The sequence below is a fragment of the Virgibacillus sp. 7505 genome, from assembly GCF_002272135.1.
Lineage (GTDB): Bacteria > Bacillota > Bacilli > Bacillales > Amphibacillaceae > Terribacillus.
The window spans coordinates 1-225 of the sequence record NZ_NPBF01000373.1; the positions used below are offsets into that span (position 1 = coordinate 1).

Sequence of the window (225 nt, forward strand, 5' to 3'; positions counted from 1 at the left end):
TAAAAGGACTCCATAGGAATCCCAGCCTGTTTACTTGGCTATAGCCTAAAGCTATATGGAGGGCGATCGATGGGAATTGAACCCACGAATGCCGGAGCCACAATCCGGTGCGTTAACCCCTTCGCCACGACCGCCATGATACATATGTTATGGCAGGGGTAGTAGGAGTTGAACCCACACCGACGGTTTTGGAGACCGTTGTTCTACCATTAAACTATACCCCTG

At 50.2% G+C, this 225-nt stretch carries 2 tRNA genes; both read right to left on the bottom strand.

Annotated features, from left to right (window positions below):
• Positions 1–60: 60 nt before the first annotated feature.
• Positions 61–135 (bottom strand) — tRNA-His (locus CHH91_RS19390).
• A gap of 15 nt (positions 136–150) precedes the next feature.
• Positions 151–224: transfer RNA gene (locus CHH91_RS19395), tRNA-Trp, on the bottom strand.
• Position 225 lies beyond the last annotated feature (1 nt).